The sequence below is a fragment of the Verrucomicrobiota bacterium genome (assembly GCA_016200005.1).
Classification (GTDB): domain Bacteria; phylum Verrucomicrobiota; class Verrucomicrobiia; order Limisphaerales; family PALSA-1396; genus PALSA-1396.
Window position 1 is genome coordinate 98,920 of record JACQFP010000036.1, and the last position, 14,583, is coordinate 113,502.

Below are 14,583 nucleotides of genomic sequence, written 5' to 3' on the forward strand. Positions count from 1 at the left end.
GCGTCAGAAAGCACTGCCGCGCTCGAACTGGCAGTCGAGCAGATTTATGCACTTGAGATGTGCAAAGTTACGGTGGTGGATCTTTGCGCAACAATGCCTCGAAACCGGCTTGCTCAAAGTGGATGTCATAAGCCAAAGCCCGGCTGATGCCGCGCTCCTGCATGACCTGGAAGGAAATGCAGTCGGTCAACGACCATTCCTTGTCGGGCCGGCTGCTGTGAAATTGCATGCCGGCTTGAAAAAGGGTGGGGCTGGCGTTCGCCAACGTGTAACCTGGATCGCTCATCACCATTTCCGCAATCCGACGCGCCCGCGGCCGATCGGGGCGTTTGGAGAGGCTGTTGATGACTTCGCAGAGGATGTATTCCGTGACGAGTAGCGGTTCGGACAACTGCTGCGCCCAGGCAGCAGCCCGTCTGTGCAGTGCATCGGTGGGCTGGGCCAACGCTAAAAGAAATCCGCTATCGACAAGGATCATGACCGCTTGGGCAGACCGTAAAGATAATGGTCGTGTTGCTGCGCACCGTCGGAGGGCCAGGTTGAATTCTCCGGCAATTCTTCAAGCGCATGGAGAAGCTTCACGAGAGGTTTTTCCTGGCTTGACATTCCCTTCAGCGGTTGGACCCGCACTTCCAAGGCACAGTTAAGCGGCAGGTTCACTGGCTCGTCAGGAACCAATACCTTGCCGTCGAAGTGAGCCTTCAGCTTTGTCATCACTGGATGACTCTAGCCATCAGAAACGAGTTTGGCGAATCATATTTGTAAATTGGTTATCGCCGCAGCTTTCCTGCGCCCAACTCTGAATCGAACGCCAAGACGCGACTGAAACGAAGTTCACAAGAATGTTTCTTTACTTACGAGCAGTTCTTTTCATCGTCCTCGAGTCGGCCAAATTGCGAGGCTAAACGCTACTTGGGCTTCAACTGCGGAAACAAAATCACATCACGGATGCTTTCCTGGCCGAGCAACATCATGCAAAGACGGTCGATTCCCATGCCCATGCCGCCGGCGGGCGGCATCCCGTGTTCCAACGCCACCAGAAAGTCTTCGTCGAGTTTTTGCCGTTCGCCGCCGGCCTGGTGTTCGAGTCGCTCGCGTTGCTCGATGGGATCGTTTTGCTCCGTGTACGCTGGCGCAATCTCCTGCCCGTTGATGCAGCACTCGAAGACCTCAACCGTGCTCGGATCTTCCGGCGAAACTTTTGCCAGCGGGATCAATTCCTTCGGCGCATGAGTGACAAATGTGGGATTGATGAGCGTCGGCTCGATGAGTTTCTCGAACACCGCCTGGGTGACCTCGAAGTCCTCATATTCCTTGCCGATCTCCGCGCCCAGTTTGATGGCGCGTTCGCGTCGTTCTTCCGGGGGAATCAGAAACCAATCCGCCTCCGCGAATTCACAAACGATGTCTTTGTATTTCACGCGACGCCACGGCGGGGTGAGGTCGATGGTCTTGATGACCTTTCCGTCCGCGTTCTTGTGGTCGATGATGAGCGTGTCAAGGACGGATTCCGCCACGTGACAGATCAATCCCTGCACCAGCTCCATCATGCTCTCATAATCGCCGTAGGCCTGGTAAAGCTCAAGCATCGTGAACTCGGGATTATGTTTGCGGGAAAGCCCTTCGTTGCGGAAGTTGCGGCCAATTTCAAACACTTTGTCCAGGCCGCCGACGAGCAGTCGCTTCAAGTAGAGTTCCAACGCGATGCGAAGATAAAAGTCGCAGCCAAGCGCGTGGTGATGCGTCTTGAACGGTTGCGCCGCCGCACCGCCGGGAATTGCCTGCATCATCGGCGTCTCGACTTCCACGTAACAACGCGCATGCAAAAAGCTGCGGATCTCGTGAATGATCTGGCTGCGCATCAGGAACACCTGTTTCACATCGTCGTTGGCCATCAGGTCGAGGTAGCGCTGGCGATAGCGGATTTCAGTGTCGGCCAGGCCGTGCCATTTCTCCGGCGGTGGACGCAGCGCCTTGGCCAGAACGACGAATGAAGTCAGCTTCACGGAAATCTCACCGGTCTTGGTGGTGAACATCGTCCCGCGCGCGCCGATGAAATCACCCAGGTCAAGTTGTTTGAAGATATCGAACTGCTCGTCGCCGAGCGCCTGTTTCTGCGCGTAAATCTGGATGCGGCCGCTCTGGTCTTTGAGGTCGATGAACTGGCTCTTGCCCATGTCGCGATTGGCCGTGATGCGTCCGGCGAGGGCAACCTCGCGGCCTTCAACATAGTGAGCACGGGCGTCGGCGCAGGTTTCGGTAGGAGAAAATTTATTGGCGAACGGGTTGACGCCCTTGGCACGCATCGCGGCAAGTTTGGCCTTGCGCTGCTCGATCAATGAGTTGGTTTCGTCCATAAACGTTATCTACGCACAGATGAAACATGGATGGAACAGAGATGTCCAAGGTTTTGCGCAGAGTTCCGTGTTCAATTTGCAGCGGGGCAAACCAAATGCTTGCCGGTTCGTCGCTTCTGCTTGTATGAAAGGCGGGTGAATCGTGACAGACAACTCCGACTGGGCGTGCTGGGTTCGGGCAAAGGCTCGAACTTCGTGGCCATTGCCGACGCCTGCGCCGCGGGGAGAATTCCCGCAGCGGTCGCGGTTGTATTGAGCGACGTCGCGGATGCGGGGATTCTGGAACGCGCCCGGGAACGGAAAATGCCCGCGCAATACATTCCACCTGGAAAATTTCGCACGAAGCTGGATGAGATCGCCGAACGAGCCTACGTCACAGCGTTGCAAGAAGCGGGAGCGGATTTGATCGTTCTCGCGGGCTTCATGCGTGTGCTCAAAGGCGATTTCCTGCGCGCGTTCGAGGGGCGCATCGTGAACATTCATCCGTCGTTGCTGCCATCGTTTCCCGGATTGGAAGCTTGGAAGCAGGCGCTGGATCACGGCGTGAAGGTGACCGGCTGCACGGTGCATCTCGTGGATGCCGGTGTGGATTGCGGACCGATCATCGCCCAGCAAACCGTGCCCGTGCTCGACGACGACACGCCGGAGACATTGCTTGAGCGGATCCACGGCGCGGAGCATGAGCTTTATCCCGCGGTCGTGGGTGGATTTGCGCGTGGGGAAATCGGAGTGCGAGACCGACGTGTGACCTGGCGCAAGAACCTCGGCGCGTGAAATCCAAAAAGAAAAAAGTCGCTTTGCCGCGTCGTAAATGGCAAATCAATCCGGCTACGCGGGTGAAGGATTCAGCGAAGAAGTATTCCCGCCCGCGCGCCAAAAGCTCGGAGCGCAGTTTGCTTTATGAAGAGTAAGTCCATTTTACGTTTTGGCTTGCCGAAAGGCAGCTTGCAAGAGGCCACCGTCGAAAAGATGGCCAAGGCGGGGTTCAACATCCATGTCAGCAGCCGTTCCTACGTTCCGTATGTCGATGATGACGAGTTGGAAATCCGGTTGATTCGCGCCCAGGAAATCAGCCGCTACGTGGAGCACGGTTATCTCGATTGCGGCATCACGGGCCACGATTGGATTGTGGAGAACAATTCCAAGGTGCACGAGGTCGGCGAGTTCCTGTTCAGTAAAGCAACACGGCAGCCGGCGCGCTGGGTCCTGGCCGTCCCGGAAAAGTCACGGATCAAATCGGTCAAGGATTTGAAAGGCAAACGCATCGCCACCGAAGTCGTCAACGTGACCCGGAAATATCTCCGCAAACACGGCGTCAAAGCCGAAGTGGAGTTCTCCTGGGGCGCGACCGAAATCAAGGCGCACGAATTGGTGGATGCGATCGTCGAGTTGACCGAGACCGGATCATCGCTGCGCGCCAACAATCTGCGGATTGTTGATACTCTGTTGACGTCCACGCCGCGACTGATTGCCAACCATGACGCTTGGAAAAATAAATGGAAGCGGCAGAAGATCGAAACCATGGCGCTCCTGCTCAAAGGTGCGTTGGAAGCCGAGGCGAAGGTTGGTCTGAAGATGAACATCGCGGAAAAGAATCTGACCAAGCTGTTGCAAGCACTCCCCGCGCTGCGGAATCCGACGGTGTCGCGGCTGAGTCAATCGAACTGGGTCGCCGTGGAGACGATCATCGACGAGCACATTGTGCGCGAGATCATCCCTCGCCTCAAGGCAGCGGGCGCCGAAGGAATCATTGAATATCCGTTGAACAAGGTGGTATATTAAACGGCAACAAAAACTATGGGATCACTCAAAAAACGCCGGAAGGCAAAGATCAACAAACATAAACGGCGCAAGAAGCTGCGTGCCAATCGGCACAAGAAGCGCACCTGGCAGCAGTAAACGCCTGCCCTGGCACACCTTGGTTCATACGCACCCGCCGATGCCGCTATCGGTTTGCGCGGGTGACGTTGTTTGTTAATGTACCCCATGTTGCAATGTCGTAAGTCATTGATCACGCTTCTCGCCATCGGCCAGACGCTATTGGCGGGATGTGGCACGGCCACGCATTCACCAAAAACTTCCACCCAGCCAGAAAACCGCGACAGACCATTCACACGAAAGAATGTCGCCGCATCTGGTGACCGCTCCACCCGCAATCTCGCGGAAGCCCACGCGCACTACGCGGCTGGCGTCATACACGATATCAATGATGAACCGGACCAGGCACTGGAGGAGTTTTACAAAGCAGCCATGGCCGATGTGGGCGATGAACGATTGGTGCTCGACCTTTCCCGCCGACTTCTGCAAGCCAAGAAGACGGACAAAGCACTGGAAGTTTTGACCAAGGCCACGGCGTTGCCCGGCGCTTCCGGAACCCTGTTCGCCCGCCTCGGCCTTGTTTATGCGCAACTCGACAAGAATGAAGCAGCCATCAGCGCCAATCAGGCCGCCATCAAGAAATCCCCGCGCGCCCTGGCCGGATACCAAAACCTTTTTGATGTGCAGATGAAAAGCGGCCAACACGCCGAGGCGCTGAAGACACTCGAACGCGCGGCGAAACAACCCGATACCGATGCCGTGTTTCTCCTCGGGCTGGTCGAGCTTTGCAACGGCTTTGGCCGCGCCGTGCCGGAAAAGAAGGACACCCTCAAGCCGCTCGAACTCGAGGTCTTGAACCGCGCCGCCAAACTCAACCCCGCCAACCCAAATCTGAGTTTGAAACTCGCGGATGGATTGAATCTGATGGGCGAGATTCGCAAAGCGACGGAGATTTATTTGCAGTTGCTGTCCAAGTACGGTGATTTCCCTCCGGTGCGCGACGAAATCCGCGCCAAGTTGACGGACATTTACCTGCGCGGGAGCAACCGCGAGCGGGCCGTCGAACAACTCGAAGCGATGGTGCGCGACGACCCCGCCAACGCGCAGGCCTACTATCATTTGGGAGGTCTGGCCTATGAGGAAAAGAAATTCGATCAGGCGGCCGAATACTTTGAGAAGACACTGCTCTTTCGCCCGGATATTCAACAGGCGTATTACGATCTGGCCGGCGTTCAAATCAATCTTAACAAGACCCAGGACGCGCTGGCGACCTTGGACAAGGCCCGGACCAAGTTTCCGGAGAATTTCGTGACCGAATTCTTGTCCGGCTTGGCTTACAACCGGCGGAAGGATTACGCTACGGCCATCAAGCATTTCACCGCGGCGGAAGTGATCGCTCGCGTCACCGACCCCAAACGATTGAACCAGGCTTTCTATTTCCAACTCGGCGCGGTGTACGAACGCAATGGCGATTACCAACAGGCCGAGACCTATTTTCAAAAATGCCTGGAGATGTCCCCCAACTTTGCCGAGGCGCTGAATTATCTCGGCTACATGTGGGCCGACCGGGGTGTCAAACTGGAGAAAGCCCATGAGCTGATTGAAAAGGCGGTCAAACTCGAACCCAAGAATGCCGCGTTCCTCGACAGCCTCGGTTGGGTGCTCTTCAAGTTGAACCAGCCGCAGCCCGCGCTTGAACAAATCCTCAAAGCCGTCGAGTTCGCGGAAGAGCCCGATGCCACGCTCTACGATCATCTGGGCGATATTTACACCGCGCTCAAGCAGCCGGAAAAGGCACGCGAAGCCTGGCACAAATCGCTCGCCATCGAGCCGAACGATCAAATCCAGAAGAAACTGGGACCGCCCGCCGCCAGATAAGACTACGCCCAGAGCACATTTGGCGACAATCCTCCCTTCCCTCATGGCCCTCCGATTTCAAAAACATTACACCCGCGAAGAAGCGCGCGAACTGTTGCCGAAGATTCGCCAGTGGCTGCAGCAGATCAATCATCTCCGCAAAAAACTGGATAAGTTTAGTCAACGCCTCGCCGGCATGGCGACCGAGGGTCAGGATTTGGGCGGCGAAACGGTCAACGAATCCATCCGGACCGCCACGGAAATCAGGGAGCTGTTGCTGGAATTTCAGAGACGCGAAATCATGATCAAGGACCTCGAGCGCGGGTTGATTGATTTCCCGTCGCTCATCGGCGGGCGCGAAGTTTTTCTGTGCTGGGAACAGGACGAAGAGGACATTGAATTCTGGCACGAAATCGATTCCGGCTACGCCGGGCGCGAGCGCTTGTAGCCAATTCAACGCGGCGCGTCAGTAACGCCAGTTGCGATAAACCTCATAAATGTCCACGCGGCCGCCGATGAAATAATCGTTCGCTGGCAGGTCGAATGTCCGCTTTGCGCGATCGTATGTCAGTGTTGTGGGCTTCTCCGGCTTGTTGGGATCATAAACTGCGAAGTGGATTTCGGTTTCCGTTTCCGTCGCATCGAACACCAGCAGGGCGTGATTGATGGTCAATTGCGGAAAGCGGACGATGTGGACGACCGGCGGACGGTTCTGTTTCAGCGCCTCCACCAACGCCTGCGCTGTCTTCGCCTGGTGCGCGCGGCTGAAGGGAAACACCATCCGCCAATGGCCGCGCTGAAAATAACTTTCCCACGCGCCGCCACATTCCGCCTTGAGCAATTTCTCCTGGGCCTGGCTGAACTCGCGCAAGTTTGCGTAGCCGGGAATCACCACCTTCTCGCTCTCTGTTGAATACCGGCGCGGGCTTTCTGAAATTACTCGGCGAATCAATCTTCGATACGTTGCTTCATCGGCTACGGGTTGCGCCGGATCGAAGCGCGCGTGTTGAAAGAATTGTCGTGCGGAACGGGCAACGACAAAACAGTGATGCGTGTAATCCGGCTTTGGTTCGCGCGGTTTGCTTCGCCACTTGCCGTTCGGATCGAAATAATATTCCCAGACCAGTTGATTGGCGTAGGCCAGCGTGTCCTGTTGAAAAACAAATGGCTTGTTGGTGACGGCTGAGGACGGGCGCGAGGAAGCGCAACCGCTCAACAGCGTCACCGATAACACCGATAGGGCTAAAGCTGGCAACAACAACCGCCGTCGTTGGGCCGCAGTCACTCTGTACTCCGCACTCCGCACTCCACACTTCATATATCCTGCTTGCCGTCGAAGCTATCGCTGCGTTACCAAACTGACAATGCTTTACGAACGCTGGCGACAAATCGCGCAGAAACACAGCAACGAACTCGCGTTGCACGACACCACCTCCAATCGCCGCTGGACTTTTACTCAACTCGCCGCCGAGGCGGAGCGTTGGAGTTCAAGCTTTAGCTTGTCCGGAGGCACGCTGAAGCGTGAACTCCAACCATCCGTCCAATTCCCGCAGGGTAACACCGCTGAATTCATCCTCGCCGTTCTGCGCGCCTGGCGTGAAAACAAAATTATCTGCCCACTCGACCTGGATCAGTCCGCCCCATCACTCGCAAGTCCTCCACCCGGCGGCGTCCATCTCAAAACCACTTCGGCTACGACCGGAGCGCCGCGCTTGATCGCTTTCACCGGCGAACAACTGGCAGCCGACGCGGACAACATCGTGGCCACGATGGGCCTTCGCGCCGACTGGCCCAATCTCGGCGTGATATCACTGGCGCATTCCTACGGCTTTTCCAATCTCGTTTTGCCGCTGTTGTTGCACGGCATTCCACTCATTCTGACCGACGGCGCAATGCCGGAAACCGTCCGGCGCGCGGCGAAAGATTTTGAATCCATAACGCTGGCGGCGGTTCCTGCACTTTGGCGGGCGTGGCATGATGCCAAGGCGATTCCGTCCAATGTCCGGCTGGCCATTTCCGCCGGCGCTCCGTTGCCGTTGCCGCTCGAACAGGCAGTGTTCGAGGTTGGCGAATTAAAAATCCACAACTTTTACGGCTCCAGTGAATGTGGCGGCATTGCCTATGATGCCACCAACATCCCGCGCACTGACGGCGCTTGCACCGGTGCGCCGATGCAAAACGTGCAACTGTCCGTTGGCGATGACGGCTGTCTCCAGGTACGCAGTGAAGCCGTTGGGCAGACCTACTGGCCGGAGCCGAACGCCGATCTGGCCAACGGTTGTTTCCGCACCAGCGACCTCGCGGAGATTTCCGGCGGACTCGTTTATCTGCGCGGACGCGCGGGCGACCAGATCAACGTTGCCGGTCGAAAAGTTTCGCCGGAGACAATTGAGCGGGCCTTGCTCAAGCACCCGCAGATTCTGGAATGCGTGGTATTCGGTGTGCCGAGCCGCAACGCGCAGCGGACGGAGGAAATCGTGGCGGTCATCGTGAGCCGGGAACGCGAGGAAAACCTGCGCCAGTTTGCATTGGAAACGCTGCCAGCCTGGCAAGCACCGCGTCAGTGGTGGTTTGTCGAAGCGGTGCAGACCAACCCGCGCGGCAAAGTGTCCCGCGCCGACTGGCGTTAGCGGTGGCTGGGAAAAATTGAATGAAACAACTGAAAACGATCAAATACAGAGTTGGCCGAACTGATCATCTTTGAAATCCTCTTGAAACCAACCCCAATCCGAGACCAAGAACTAAACAAACAAGGCCAAAGCCGACGTATCCTAGAAAAGTGACAACGATGACCCTTAACCAAGACCACGGCGCTCGACTGCGACGAGACCAAAACGCGACCACGCCGATGGCAACAACACAGGCAAGCAGAACGCTGGCAAGCATGATAAAAATCACCAAAATCCATCGGCCCTGTGCAATAGCTAGAATTCTGAGAATTCCTAGGATGAGAATGACTCCAGAAACTATAGAGGCTCGCACGACAGGGCTCTTCTGCTGAACAGTTGGGGATTCTCCCAGTGGCGGACGCACAGGGAGTCTCACCTCTGACAGTTCTTTTCCGTCAATTGTGCATGCTGTCGCTTCATCGGGGTAATCCTTCCCACACCAAGTGCACTTTTTCATAAGTCGGCCACGATATTACCTAATTAATTAGTGAACGGCGGATTTACAATCACGGGTTACAGATTCGACTCTGCGCTTGGGAAAATTCGCTGTCCAGAAAAAGTTGGCAACGCCGGAGGCGCGAAATCTTTGTAGAACCACGCAGCACAAATCACAAGCTCCGTAGGAGCGACATATTTCCGGATGATGCCGCTCCTACTACGGAGCTTGGTTTCCGGGGGCGTCATGGCTACAAAGATTCCGCGCCTACGGCGCTCTGTTTGACTTCATTCTCGTGAATTCGCCACATTCGCGGAGGATTTCTTTTCGTCGCCACCCAAAACCAGTTTCGCCTCCAACACGGTCTGGCTCTTCACGCACGCGGTGCCGTGCGCCTGGACCAAATTGGCGAGCTGTCCCACGACTCAGGCTTCGAGGCGGATGATTTCGCTGCCATCCCGTTCAAAAATTGACAATGGAAAGGTGGAGTGGGACAATCCCACCATGACAGTTACAGCGGATACCAAGAAGCGCGTGGTGTTGCCCACGGTGAATCCAGGAGACCGGTTTGACGTAAAGGTGAGAGGCCACGGCGGACTGTTACTCACGCGCCTTGAACCGGCGCGACCACGGGTGCGCGTGGTGCGGGAGCGGGGCACGGGCTTGCTGCTGGGAGTCAGTGAGCGCCAGATCACCTGGGCGGAAACGCGCAAGGCGATGGATGAATTTCCATGAGCTATCTCCTGGATGTTTCGGCGTTGGTGGCGCGGATTAGGTCGCGTCGATTTTAATTCTCTTCTCTTGTCTGGCGACCAAGACTCCGAACAGAAAAACGCAAATCCAGATAATCGCACCGATGGCATCCTTAATCCTCCAATCAGCGAAAAACCAGAAGACTTGGACGATGCTTCCGCAAAGGCCGAAAAGGATCCAACCAGAACTAAGTGAAACAATGCCCTTTGGAATGCAGCGCCATGCTTGGATCGCGGCCAGAATAAACATCAGTGGCACAATCGCAAAGAGAGCGTAAACGCCAAGCTCCTTGTAGAACCGTGGCGCACTTGCATGGTAGACCAGAAGGTCAGAAGCCAGCCATACGATGAAAGTGAGCCCCGATAGAGCAAGCAATCCACTGATCACCGCTGCTATCTTGACGATAATTTGCGGACGACGGAGTTGCATCTTACAAAGTGAGACTCTTAACTTAGTGTTGAACTGTAACTCAGCAGTCTCTTCTAGATCACAGATTCGACTTTGCCCTTTGGAAAATTTGCTGTCTAGCGATTTTCAGCCGCCGCTCAAAACCAAATCCGCCTGCAACACGGTCTGACCGTTCACGATTGCAGTAGCTTGCGCCTGGACCAAATTGGCGAGCCGTCCCACGACGCGGGCTTCGAGGCGGATGGTTTCGCCGGGGCGCGCGCTGCCGAGGATTTTCACGTTGCGGAGCGCGGTGAGTTTAAGCCCGGGCATCGCTGGAATTTGCGGATCGCTTTGCGCCACCGTGCCGGCGAGTTGCGCGGCGGCTTCCACCAGCAGCACGCCGGGGAACAGCGGTTGGCCGGGGAAATGTCCGCGCAGAAACGGCTCGTCGCCGCGCACCGTGTATTCACCAACACCCGACTTGCCTGGTTCAAATTCAAGCAAACGATCGACGAAGCGAAATTCCGGTCCGTGCGGCAGTGAGTCAAGCGGATCAGTCATCACAGCCTCCAGTTAAGTTGGAATCGCCTGCGCTCAAAGTTTTATCTTGGAGGTTCGCACCCTTGCGTCTGACCAAACGCCGCAGCGACGCGATTCAATGCTGCCACGGTAAAAATCATCGGATACAGTCGCTCGTAGTACCACAGCTTGGCGAAGTAGAATCCAATCGGTGACGCATTCAACCATTGTCCCGAGTCCACCCGCTCGATCAGCCAATCGACGCCGGAAACCACAGCGCATCTGACTTGTTCGACCGGAATCGTCAGGTTGAGTTGTGGCAAGTTCAAAAACCCGCACAGCGTTTCGACCGCCAGCGCCGTCTCCTCAACCGACGACGAAACACCCGCGCCTCCGCCCCATCCGCCGTCCTGGTTTTGCGCTTTCAGCAACCATTGCGCACCTTTGGTTGTGGCGTCGAAGGGAATGGTGCGGTTGCTCGCAGCCAGTTCCTGCAACGCCATCAGCACGCGCGACGTTCCGTAGGTTGGATTCTCATCATGCGGCAGTTGCTGATTGCCGAACCAAAGCGGCGACCAGGAGCCGTCCGCGCGTTGCGATTTGCCCAGGTATTTGACCGCCGAATCGATGGCTGCGTGGGTGCGTTTTTGAGTTTCATCCGGTAGTTGGTTGAGCCACACAAGCCACGCGCGCACCGCGTGCGCCGTCAAATCGGGACTGCTGCGATCAAACGGCAGCGCGCCCCAGCCGCGACAGAAGGTCGGGATTCCGCCGTCGCGATTCTGCAGGTTCAGCAGCCACGTCACACCGGCGACGGCGGCGGAACGAACGGCGGCGTCCGCTTCTCCCAATCGATGCAACGCCAGCAGTACGCCTGCGGTGTCGTCCGCGTCCGGCACACCGCCCGGCAAATCCGTCCACGCCCAGCCTCCCGGGGCGGCGTCGGTGTAGGGATGTTTGTATTGAAATTGTTGGGCCAGCAGCCAGTCGCGGATTTTTTTTTGTTCGCCGGCGGAAAGCTGGTTCGCTTGCTGGCCGAGCGCTTTCACGGAAAGGGTCGTGACCCATGTCGCCAGATTGGTGTCGATGGGCCAACTGCCGTCACGCCGCATTGACCGCGAGAGAAACTGAATTCCTTTGCGCGCCACCGGATGATTGATCTGACCCATCGCCGCGAGACTCATGGTGACGAAGCCCGTGAGGGGCGTGGCTTCGAGAAAACCGCCGTTGCCGGGTTGGAGATGAGTCAGCGCATTCAACGTTCGCTTGCGCGCCCGATCTCGCACAAGTCGAATGAGAGGATTGCGCGTCGGGTGATGGTGATGCCGGACTTGCCCGATGGCGATCAGCGCGGGCAAGGCGTAACTGACGACGGGCAGTTGCAACGCGCCGAACCAGCGGCGTGGTAGCGCCGCCAACTCGAAGGGCAATGATTTGACCCAACGCCATCCCTCCGCACCGCCCAATCGTCCGGCCAACGTGCACATCATCAGAATCGGCACGGAGAAAGTCCGGTCCTTGCCGTAACGCTTTTCGATGGCCGGCACGAGCGATGATGGTTCGAGGCTGCCCACCGTTTTTTTCAACCAGCCTTCGGCTTGGGCCACGACGGTGCGGAATTTTTCATCCGCGCCCGGCACCGAGCCAAACGCCGCCCAGCCCAAAGCGGTCGTGCTTAGATTGCTGAGGCTGCGGTCGGTGTCGCCCCAGCCGCCATCGGGATTGATGTGGCCGGCCAGCCACGTCAGCCCGCCGTCGATCAACCGCCTGTTCTTTGCTTCATCCTCCGGTGACTGCCGGCTGACAATCGAGAGCGCACAAACCGCGACAGCGGTGGACAAGGCGCTGCCGGACAGGTCGCCCACCCAATGTCCGCCCGGTCCGCGCGCGAGGAGCAACTTGTCGATTGCCTGCTTCAATGTCGCCTGCAATCGCGATTGAAAGTCGGAAGGACGGGCGTCCGCAGAGCTTTGTTCGGACGCGCCATCCCGCCTTGAACCTTTCAGGGATGGATTATGCGATTGTGCCGCCGCTTGAGCGCCCGGATTCATAAATCTTCAGTGCGGCGAGTTTATAAGGCTTGACCGCCGGTCGTCAAACCCGACTCTTTTAAGACGCGTATGGACACACAAATGGGCATCAATCAAATCCGCAAGGCGTGCAACACCATCTCCGTCGAGTTGATGAACATTCATCCCGCCGTTCCGTCGTTGGGCGAGAAGGAAACGCAGGACGAAATCTATAAGGCACTCTTTCAGTTGACCAAGGAAGTTGAAACGATCAAGAAACGCATCGCCAGGTTGGAAAAGAAGGACGACAGCACGCAGTTGTGAAAACATGGTCGCGCGCAGAACAATGCAGTTGGGGAGCGCGACAGGAGCGCGGAATTTATTCCGCTTCAACTTGATCGCGGCCAACTGGCGTCAAATACCAAACCGTGAACCACATCGAAGCGGACTGAAGTCCGCGCTCCCTTAAGCCGCGTCCCCTGTGCCTCTCCATTGAAATCAGCGCGCGTACACCTGCATCGTTGGCTTAGAACTTGCCCTCCGACAACGGGTGCGTATCGTAGCTGCCAAATTCACGAACCAAGCATCACAAGCGGCATGAGTCACACATGTTCCACCTCGATTCCTTCCCCTTGCCGACGCTGCCGGGCGTTTACCCTGATTGAATTGCTCGTGGTCATTGCCATCATCGCCATTCTCGCGGCCCTGCTTTTGCCCGCGTTGGCGAAGGCCAAGGAACGCGCACACCGCATCGGCTGCCTGAACAACCTCAAGCAAATGAGCCTGGGCAGTGTGTTGTATGCTGACGAAGACAAGAAGGGAGCATTATCGGACACAGAGTCGATTGGTGATGACGATTTGAACTGGCTTTACCCCAACTACATTTCGACTCTAAAAACCTTCATCTGTCCCAGCACCCAGCATTTCATTCGGACGAATCGTTTGTCTCCTGCAAAGCTGCTTGATCTGGCCGACAACGCCAAAGGCAAGAAGTTGCCTGGAACAAGCTACGAGGTGTTCGGCTATTTTCGAGGCGCAAAACCCACGCTCATCCAAAAAACGCAGAACTCTGTGCGAACCTATGCGCACTTGAACAATGCTTTCAGCCTGCGCGGTGTGATCGCCGGCCCCTCACGCGTCTGGTTGATTCTGGATGCCGACGATACCGCTTCAGGGGGAATTGGCAATTACCCGGAGCGAGGTGACAATCACGGCACGCTCGGCGGCAACGTCGCGTTTTGCGACGGCCACGCGGAGTTGGTGCGGCAACGGAATTACGTTTACAGCTTTGAAGTGTCTGAGGACAACAACCGCACCCAGCCGTGAACGCGGCGGCGAGCGCTACCCAACATCGTCGAGCCTCGAGCGACCCCGAGAGACTCAACGAGCCTTGGTTGACACACAGCAAGTCGTGAAATACAAAACGGTCAGGACAACCATGCGAGACCGCAGATTGCGGCCTAGTTAACAGTACTAGACGCAGTCACGCCATGATGCCAATACTGATCACATCGTTAATCACAGCACCGATTCTTGCGATCGGGACTTGGCTTCACCTGCGGCGGCGCAAGCTTTCGCCTCGAATCCGCATCTTGTTCATGTCGATCCTGTTTCTCTTCGTGTTAATTGCGGGTCCAGCCACTCTCCTGATGTGGCATCTCGAGCGAACCACGGAAGAAATCTTGTCCACGGGTAGCGGGGGTCGGCGGTTTTTCGGCCAGTTCCCTCTTTTGTGGTTGATAGCCGTAGTTTCGATTGGGACTCAGTGGCTTCGT

At 56.7% G+C, this 14,583-nt stretch carries 17 protein-coding genes; 10 read left to right on the forward strand and 7 right to left on the reverse strand.

Translation table 11 applies throughout. The features are described 5' to 3' along the window. Positions 1-67: 67 nt before the first annotated feature. From HY298_13615 to lysS, 3 genes are all read right to left on the reverse strand, one after another. Positions 68-478, reverse strand: a complete 411-nt coding sequence (locus HY298_13615; GenBank protein ID MBI3851293.1) for a type II toxin-antitoxin system VapC family toxin — start codon at positions 476-478, stop codon at positions 68-70. Then, complete coding sequence (locus HY298_13620) at positions 475-714, reverse strand: hypothetical protein (GenBank protein ID MBI3851294.1); 240 nt, start codon at positions 712-714, stop codon at positions 475-477. Before HY298_13620 ends, HY298_13615 begins: the two co-directional genes overlap by 4 nt. A 194-nt stretch (positions 715-908) precedes the next feature. Next, positions 909-2,357: a lysine--tRNA ligase gene (gene lysS / locus HY298_13625; GenBank protein MBI3851295.1), complete on the reverse strand. Its 1,449-nt coding sequence runs from the start codon at positions 2,355-2,357 to the stop codon at positions 909-911. Positions 2,358-2,387: 30 nt separating this feature from the next. Between lysS and HY298_13630 the strand changes: the two genes are divergently transcribed. The 6 genes from HY298_13630 (at position 2,388) to HY298_13655 (ending at position 6,480) form a co-directional block, all read left to right on the forward strand. Beyond that, complete coding sequence (locus HY298_13630) at positions 2,388-3,131, forward strand: phosphoribosylglycinamide formyltransferase (GenBank protein MBI3851296.1); 744 nt, start codon at positions 2,388-2,390, stop codon at positions 3,129-3,131. Beyond that, on the forward strand, positions 3,128-3,268 hold the full coding sequence (locus tag HY298_13635; protein ID MBI3851297.1) for a hypothetical protein: 141 nt from the start codon (positions 3,128-3,130) through the stop codon (positions 3,266-3,268). The genes HY298_13630 and HY298_13635 overlap by 4 nt, the downstream gene beginning before the upstream one ends. After that, entirely contained in the window at positions 3,258-4,139 is an 882-nt protein-coding gene (locus HY298_13640) for an ATP phosphoribosyltransferase (protein MBI3851298.1), read from the forward strand. Before HY298_13635 ends, HY298_13640 begins: the two co-directional genes overlap by 11 nt. 15 nt (positions 4,140-4,154) lie before the next feature. Beyond that, positions 4,155-4,256 carry an AURKAIP1/COX24 domain-containing protein gene (locus tag HY298_13645; protein ID MBI3851299.1) on the forward strand — a complete coding sequence of 34 codons (102 nt, stop codon included), beginning with the start codon at positions 4,155-4,157 and terminating at the stop codon, positions 4,254-4,256. An 87-nt stretch (positions 4,257-4,343) separates the two neighbouring features. After that, positions 4,344-6,053: a tetratricopeptide repeat protein gene (locus tag HY298_13650; GenBank protein MBI3851300.1), complete on the forward strand. Its 1,710-nt coding sequence runs from the start codon at positions 4,344-4,346 to the stop codon at positions 6,051-6,053. 43 nt (positions 6,054-6,096) lie between these two features. Further along, on the forward strand, positions 6,097-6,480 hold the full coding sequence (locus tag HY298_13655) for a DUF2203 domain-containing protein (protein MBI3851301.1): 384 nt from the start codon (positions 6,097-6,099) through the stop codon (positions 6,478-6,480). An 18-nt stretch (positions 6,481-6,498) separates the two neighbouring features. Here HY298_13655 and HY298_13660 read toward each other — a convergent pair whose 3' ends face one another. Then, positions 6,499-7,266, reverse strand: a complete 768-nt coding sequence (locus tag HY298_13660; GenBank protein ID MBI3851302.1) for a hypothetical protein — start codon at positions 7,264-7,266, stop codon at positions 6,499-6,501. Between the two features lie 130 nt (positions 7,267-7,396). On the opposite strand from HY298_13660, the gene HY298_13665 reads away from it, so the two are divergent. Further along, on the forward strand, positions 7,397-8,662 hold the full coding sequence (locus HY298_13665) for a long-chain fatty acid--CoA ligase (GenBank protein MBI3851303.1): 1,266 nt from the start codon (positions 7,397-7,399) through the stop codon (positions 8,660-8,662). Positions 8,663-9,641: 979 nt separating this feature from the next. Beyond that, complete coding sequence (locus tag HY298_13670) at positions 9,642-9,872, forward strand: hypothetical protein (protein MBI3851304.1); 231 nt, start codon at positions 9,642-9,644, stop codon at positions 9,870-9,872. A 36-nt stretch (positions 9,873-9,908) separates the two neighbouring features. Here the strand turns inward: HY298_13670 and HY298_13675 are convergent, their stop codons facing one another. The 3 genes from HY298_13675 to HY298_13685 form a co-directional block, all read right to left on the reverse strand. Beyond that, positions 9,909-10,319: a hypothetical protein gene (locus HY298_13675; protein ID MBI3851305.1), complete on the reverse strand. Its 411-nt coding sequence runs from the start codon at positions 10,317-10,319 to the stop codon at positions 9,909-9,911. Positions 10,320-10,424: 105 nt separating this feature from the next. Beyond that, positions 10,425-10,841 (reverse strand): beta-hydroxyacyl-ACP dehydratase, encoded by a 417-nt coding sequence (locus tag HY298_13680; GenBank protein ID MBI3851306.1) that lies wholly within the window; start codon positions 10,839-10,841, stop codon positions 10,425-10,427. Positions 10,842-10,882: 41 nt separating this feature from the next. Further along, positions 10,883-12,850, reverse strand: a complete 1,968-nt coding sequence (locus HY298_13685; protein ID MBI3851307.1) for a squalene--hopene cyclase — start codon at positions 12,848-12,850, stop codon at positions 10,883-10,885. A 69-nt stretch (positions 12,851-12,919) separates the two neighbouring features. On the opposite strand from HY298_13685, the gene HY298_13690 reads away from it, so the two are divergent. Both HY298_13690 and HY298_13695 read left to right on the forward strand, forming a co-directional pair. Beyond that, positions 12,920-13,132, forward strand: coding sequence for a hypothetical protein (locus tag HY298_13690; protein MBI3851308.1), 213 nt, complete (start codon positions 12,920-12,922; stop codon positions 13,130-13,132). 273 nt (positions 13,133-13,405) lie between these two features. After that, on the forward strand, positions 13,406-14,134 hold the full coding sequence (locus HY298_13695) for a prepilin-type N-terminal cleavage/methylation domain-containing protein (protein MBI3851309.1): 729 nt from the start codon (positions 13,406-13,408) through the stop codon (positions 14,132-14,134). Positions 14,135-14,583: the final 449 nt, after the last annotated feature.